A 5,333-nucleotide genomic window follows, 5' to 3' on the forward strand; every position below is an offset into this window, starting at 1 on the left:
CCCTGATGCACATCCTGCAAGGCATCGGCCAGGGCCTGCCCAACATGGGCGACATCGACAAGCAGGCGATCGGCGGCGCGCTGGGCACGGCAACGCATGGCTCCGGCCCGACACTGGGCGCCTATCACACGCAGGTCGAGGCGGTGCAGCTCGTCGATGGGCGGGGCAAGCTGCGCGAATACAGCCGGGCCGACGACCCGGACATGATCCACGCCACCGGTGTCGCGCTTGGCGCCTTCGGCATCCTCACCGAAGTGACGATGAACAACATCGCGGCCTACCGCCTGCGACGCCGCAAATGGGTGCTGCCGATTGGCGACATGCTGCGCGATTTCGAAAAGATGATGGCCGCGCATCGTTCGGCCGAATTCTACTACATCCCGTTTTCCGGCTATGCGCAGTTCATTGCCAGCGACCTGAGCGATGCCCAGCCGACGCAGCGGCCGACCGAGGACGACGAGCGGGGCCTGGCGACATTGCGCAAGCTGCGCACCGTGCTGCGCCGGCTGCCATCGCTGCGCCGCGCGCTGATCAAGGGCGCGGTGAAGAAGGTGCCCTCCGAGGATTATGTGCAAGACTGGCTCAACGTCTATGTCAGCGACCGTCGAACCAAATTCAACGAGATGGAATACCACCTGCCATTCGAGGAAGGCCCCAAGGCGTTGGCCGAGATCATCGCGCTGACGGAGAAGCACTTTTCGGAAGTCTATTTCCCGATGGAGGTGCGTTCGGTGGCGCCGGACGAATTCTGGCTTTCGCCCTTCCACAAGCGACTGACCTGCTCGATCGCCATCCACCATGACGCGGCGAATGACCCGCTGCCCTTCATGCGCGCCGCCGAGCCCATCTTCCGCAAATATGGCGGCAGGCCGCATTGGGGCAAGATGCACAGCCTGAAGGCTGCGGATTTCAAGAAGCTTTATCCGCGTTGGGACGACGCGCTTGCCGTGCGCCGCGACATCGATGCCGACAACCGTTTCGTGTCGCCCTATATGGCCGGCCTGTTCGGCATCGAATGATGAGCGCCTATTTCGCTGCCCTGTCCGAGGCGTTGAAGGCAGCCGAGATCTTCCGGCCCTGCCTGGTGCTCGACCGCGACCGGCTGGACGGCAACATCGCGCTGGTGAAGGAGCGGCTGGCGCCCGGCCTTGCCGTTCGGCTGGTCGACAAGTCGCTGCCTTGCATGCCGCTGCTGTCGCATATCGCGCGAGCCCTCGAAACCAACCGCTTCATGACCTTCCATCCGCCGGTGACGCAGGCCGTCCTCGACGGCTTTCCCGAGGGCGATCTGCTCTACGGCAAGCCGATGCCGGTCGGCGCTGCCAGGGCCGCGCTGACAGGAGGTGGCGCCGGCTGGTGGTCACGCGTCTGCTGGCTGATTGACACGCCGGAGCGGCTGGCTGACTACGGCGCCTTGGCCGCCGCGCTCGACACCGAATTGCGCTTCGCCTTCGAGGTCGATGTCGGCCTGCATCGCGGCGGTTTTTCAAGTCCCGCCGAGATCAAGGCGCTGACGGTGCCGGAGCGCCTGCATTGCGAAGGCATCATGGCCTATGAAGCGCATGCGCCGGAGATACCGGGCCTCTTCGGCGGCGCGGCCAGGGCTCTGAAGCAGGCTTCGGCAAAGGCGGCGGAGTTCGCCGCCACCCTCGATCCGGACCGGCGCCGCATCATGAATATCGGCGGCTCGAAGACCGCGCTGCTGCACGGCGGCGGCGTCGCCAACGAAGTGTCGATCGGCTCGGCCTTCGTGCTGCCGAGCGACTTCGACACCCCTGGCCTTGACGGCCTCCAGCCGGCGGCCTTCGTCGCGACGCCGATCCTCAAGGCCCTCGACCCGATGCTGCCCGGTCCGCCGTCGGTTTCCAGGGCGCTGCAGGCGCTCGGCCTCTTCCCGAAGAAGGGCTGCTATCTCTATGGCGGCAAGTGGATGGCCGAACCGGTGTTCCCTGAAGGCATGAAGCCGAACGGCCTGATCGGGTTATCGTCCAATCAGCAGTTCATGGGCCTGCCGGCAGGCGCCGATGTGAAGCCCGGCGACTACTCCTTCCTGCGGCCGACGCAGAGCGAGGCGGTGCTGCAGCATTTCGGGGCGATCGCGGTTTTTGCCGGCGGGCGGATCGGCGAGTTCTGGCCGGTGCTGCCGACGGGGTGAGGCGTTTCAGCGCCTCGCGGCGAGGCCGCCCCCCGCGCTCTCGTCATTTATGGTTTGCACGCGTCGCTTCGCACCTTTCTCCACCCTGGAATGACAAAGTTGTGAGGCATCCCGCTGCAGCCAAGTTATTGACTCAGTCAACTAAATGGTTGATCCTGTCGAGAGCAGGAGGACTTCCCATGACCATCCACGACCACCCCGGCAAGGAGCGCATCGATACGGTGCGCGCCTTCAATCGCTTCTACACCCGCCAGATCGGCCTGCTCGACGAGGGCCTCCTGAAGAGCCCGTTCTCGCTGACCGAGGCGCGGGTGCTCTATGAACTTGCTCATCGCGACGGGCTGGTCGCCAGCGATCTGGTGCGCGACCTCGGCCTCGACCCGGGCTATGTCAGCCGCCTCTTGAAGAAATTCGAGGAGCGTGGCCTGGTCGAGCGCGAAGCCAGCGAGGCGGACGCGCGCCGATCATCGATCGCGCTGACGCCGGCGGGCAGGCAGGCTTTCGCGCCGCTCAACCAGGATTCGCATGACCAGGTGCGCGCGCTGCTCGACCGCTTGCCGCCGGTCGACCAGGAGCGGCTGGTCAACGCCATGCGCACCGTCCAGGACCTGCTCGGGGAAAGGCCCGAACCCAAGGTGCCTTACATCCTGCGGCCGCTCCAGGTCGGCGACATCGGCTGGATCACGCGCCGTCAGGGCATGCTCTACACCGAGGAGTATGGCTGGGACGGAACCTATGAGGCGCTGGTCGCCGAGATCCTCGCTGAGTTCGTCAAGAAATTCGATCCAAAGTGGGAGCGCGCCTGGATCGCCGAGCGCGAAGGCGAGGTGGTCGGCTCGGTCTTCGTCGTGCGCAAGTCGTCCGAGGTGGCGAAGCTGAGGCTGCTCTATGTCGAGCCGTCGGCGCGCGGACTGGGCATCGGCCGGCGGCTGGTCGACGAATGCATCGCCTTTGCCCGCGCCAAGGGCTACAAGACGCTGACGCTTTGGACCAACGACATTCTGGGCTCGGCTCGCCGCATCTACCAGGCTGCGGGTTTCCAGCTGGTCGACGAGGAGCGCCATCATTCCTTCGGCAAGGATCTCGTCGGCCAGACCTGGGATTTGGAGCTGTAGTTCTCCCTTCTCCCGCAGCATCGGGAGAAGGGAGAGTCGTCTCAATTGTTGATCGGCACCCGGATCTCCAACCCGCCATTGCCAGTATGTCCATCGATTCGAGCCGTAGCGTTCGAATTCCGGCGCGTCGGCTCCTCGCATTTGGCGCGCTACTGTAGCGGCGGCGCCGACAGCCAGTTTGATCGAAATTGCGCACTGGGCAATAATGAGCGCCGGGCATGCCGCTGCGAGGTGGGATCGAAGCGGCAATGCGGATAGGCGGGAAGGTGTCCCGATGACGACGGCGACGGCCGATCAGGTGTTCCGGTTTGGCGGTTTCACGCTCGATCTCGCCATGGGCACGCTGCGCGGCGTGAACGAGCCGCTGTTCCTGCGCCCGAAAGCATATGCGCTGCTTTCGCATCTCGCCCGCAACATGGGTCGCGTCGTGCCGAAGTCGGAATTGATGGATGTCGTCTGGCCCGACGTTTATGTCACCGAGGATTCGCTCACCCAGTCTGTGCGCGAAATCCGCAAGGTGCTGGGCGACGACATGGTTCGCACCGTCTCTAAGCGCGGCTATATGCTGGCCGCGGAGGCTGAGGCAGCGCCCGAGATCACCACCCAGCCGATCGTTGCCGTGGTGCGCTTCCGCAACGAGAGTGGCGATCCGGCCGATGAGGCGATGGTCGACGGATTCGCTGAGGACTTGATAAACGGCATCGCGCGCTTCGGCACGGTCACGGTGCTGGCGCGGAACTCCAGCTTCTCCTTTGCTTCCTTCGGCCGCGCCGAGTGGCCGCAGATCCGCGCCCGCATCGGCGCCGACTACCTGGTCGAAGGGTCGCTGCGCCGCCAGGGCGAGCATGTCGTGGTTGCCGTCAGCCTCGTCGGCATAGCCACCGCCAGCCAACTCTGGGGCGACCGCTTCCAATCACAGGGCGACGGCCTCTTCGCAATCGAGCGCGAGATCGTCGAGCAAATCGTCAGCCGGCTGGTCACGCGTGTCGCCAATGCCGGACTGGAGCAGGCGTCGCGCAAGCCGGTCACCAGCCTAGCCGCCTATGAGCTTCTGCTGCGCGGCTTTGCGATGCTGCGCGATCCCGCCCAGACCGACCAGCGCAGCGCCGAAGCCCTATTTGAGGCCGCGATCGCTAAGGACCCGAACTACGGCCTCGCCTACACGTATCTTGGTCTTGTGCGGGCACTGGATGGCGAGTTCGGTCGCGCCAGCGACTCGGTTCTGGAAAATGCGCGCGACCTTGCCGACAAGGGCCTGGCGCTGTCGCCGGACCAGCCGACAGGACACCGCGTGCAGTCGCTGATCCGTCTCTATATGCGTGATCACGAGGCGGCCGAGCATCACATGCGCATCGCGCTGCAACTCAATCCCTACGATGCCGACAGCATCGAGCAGATGGGCATGTTGCTGACCATGCGCGGCCGGCCACTGGAAGCGCTGACCTGGCTGGCACGCGGCATTCGCATCGATCCTTTGCATCCGCACTGGTATCAGTTCGACCGCGCCTTGGCGCTCTACATGATGGGGGAATACCGGCAGGCGGCCGACGCGCTGGAGCTGGCGACGCGCCCGGCGCCCTGGATTCGCACGCGGCTCGCCGCCTGCTATGCCCAGATGGGCGAGATGGAGAAGGCGCGGCGGCAAATCGCCCTCATCGAGGAGGGCGCTCTGTTTTCGCCGCTCGACTATGCGCTGCGAGGGGTGCCCTTCGAGAGCCGCGCCGATGCCGAGCATCTCGCCGAAGGCGTCAGACTTGCCCTCGGCGTGACTATTCCCGAGCCGCCTCAATCGACGACCACCACGATATAGCGGCCCTGATAGAGCCGGTAGTAGGTGCCGCCGCAGCGCCAGACGTCGAAGCCGTTGACCTTGGTGCGCACGCAGCCGGCAGGCAGGGTCGCGACCCAGGCCGTGGTGTGCCGCAGCACGCGCCACGTGGCGGTGCGGCGGGCAACACCGGCTGCGCTGCGTGGCGTCCAGGGCACTCCGATGCGGGCCTCGGCAGCGCTGACGAGCGACAGTGTCGGCGCCGAGGTGCCGACGATCTCGACGGCGGTGATAG

Annotated in this window: 5 protein-coding genes; 4 read left to right on the plus strand and 1 reads right to left on the minus strand. The window is 65.5% G+C overall.

What is annotated here, in order from left to right; translation table 11 throughout:
* The 4 genes from EOA24_RS26380 to EOA24_RS26395 all read left to right on the plus strand — a co-directional run.
* Nucleotides 1-1,019 (plus strand): D-arabinono-1,4-lactone oxidase (locus EOA24_RS26380; protein WP_127410225.1); only part of this gene is annotated, 1,019 nt, incomplete at its 5' end.
* Nucleotides 1,019-2,155, plus strand: coding sequence for an alanine racemase (locus EOA24_RS26385; protein ID WP_189343163.1), 1,137 nt, complete (start codon nucleotides 1,019-1,021; stop codon nucleotides 2,153-2,155). The genes EOA24_RS26380 and EOA24_RS26385, both read left to right, overlap by 1 nt.
* Before the next feature lie 179 nt (nucleotides 2,156-2,334).
* Nucleotides 2,335-3,270 carry a bifunctional helix-turn-helix transcriptional regulator/GNAT family N-acetyltransferase gene (locus tag EOA24_RS26390; protein ID WP_126083188.1) on the plus strand — a complete coding sequence of 312 codons (936 nt, stop codon included), beginning with the start codon at nucleotides 2,335-2,337 and terminating at the stop codon, nucleotides 3,268-3,270.
* Between the two features lie 274 nt (nucleotides 3,271-3,544).
* The gene (locus EOA24_RS26395; RefSeq protein ID WP_126083187.1) at nucleotides 3,545-5,080 is read left to right on the plus strand and encodes a winged helix-turn-helix domain-containing protein; all 1,536 of its coding nucleotides are present in this window, start codon (nucleotides 3,545-3,547) and stop codon (nucleotides 5,078-5,080) included.
* On the opposite strand, the gene EOA24_RS41845 is transcribed toward EOA24_RS26395, so the two are convergent.
* Nucleotides 5,056-5,331 (minus strand): hypothetical protein, encoded by a 276-nt coding sequence (locus EOA24_RS41845; RefSeq protein ID WP_245501857.1) that lies wholly within the window; start codon nucleotides 5,329-5,331, stop codon nucleotides 5,056-5,058. The two genes, EOA24_RS26395 and EOA24_RS41845, sit on opposite strands and share 25 nt — an antisense overlap.
* Nucleotides 5,332-5,333: the final 2 nt, after the last annotated feature.

It is taken from the genome of Mesorhizobium sp. M2A.F.Ca.ET.039.01.1.1, assembly GCF_003998035.1.
Classification (GTDB): Bacteria; Pseudomonadota; Alphaproteobacteria; order Rhizobiales; family Rhizobiaceae; genus Mesorhizobium.

Excerpts from the sequence above, each read along its gene's own strand:
- EOA24_RS26395 (WP_126083187.1), top strand. The coding sequence starts at position 3,545 with ATGACGACGGCGACGGCCGATCAGGTGTTCCGGTTTGGCGGTTTCACG.
- EOA24_RS26385 (WP_189343163.1), top strand. The coding sequence starts at position 1,019 with ATGAGCGCCTATTTCGCTGCCCTGTCCGAGGCGTTGAAGGCAGCCGAG.
- EOA24_RS26390 (WP_126083188.1), top strand. The coding sequence starts at position 2,335 with ATGACCATCCACGACCACCCCGGCAAGGAGCGCATCGATACGGTGCGC.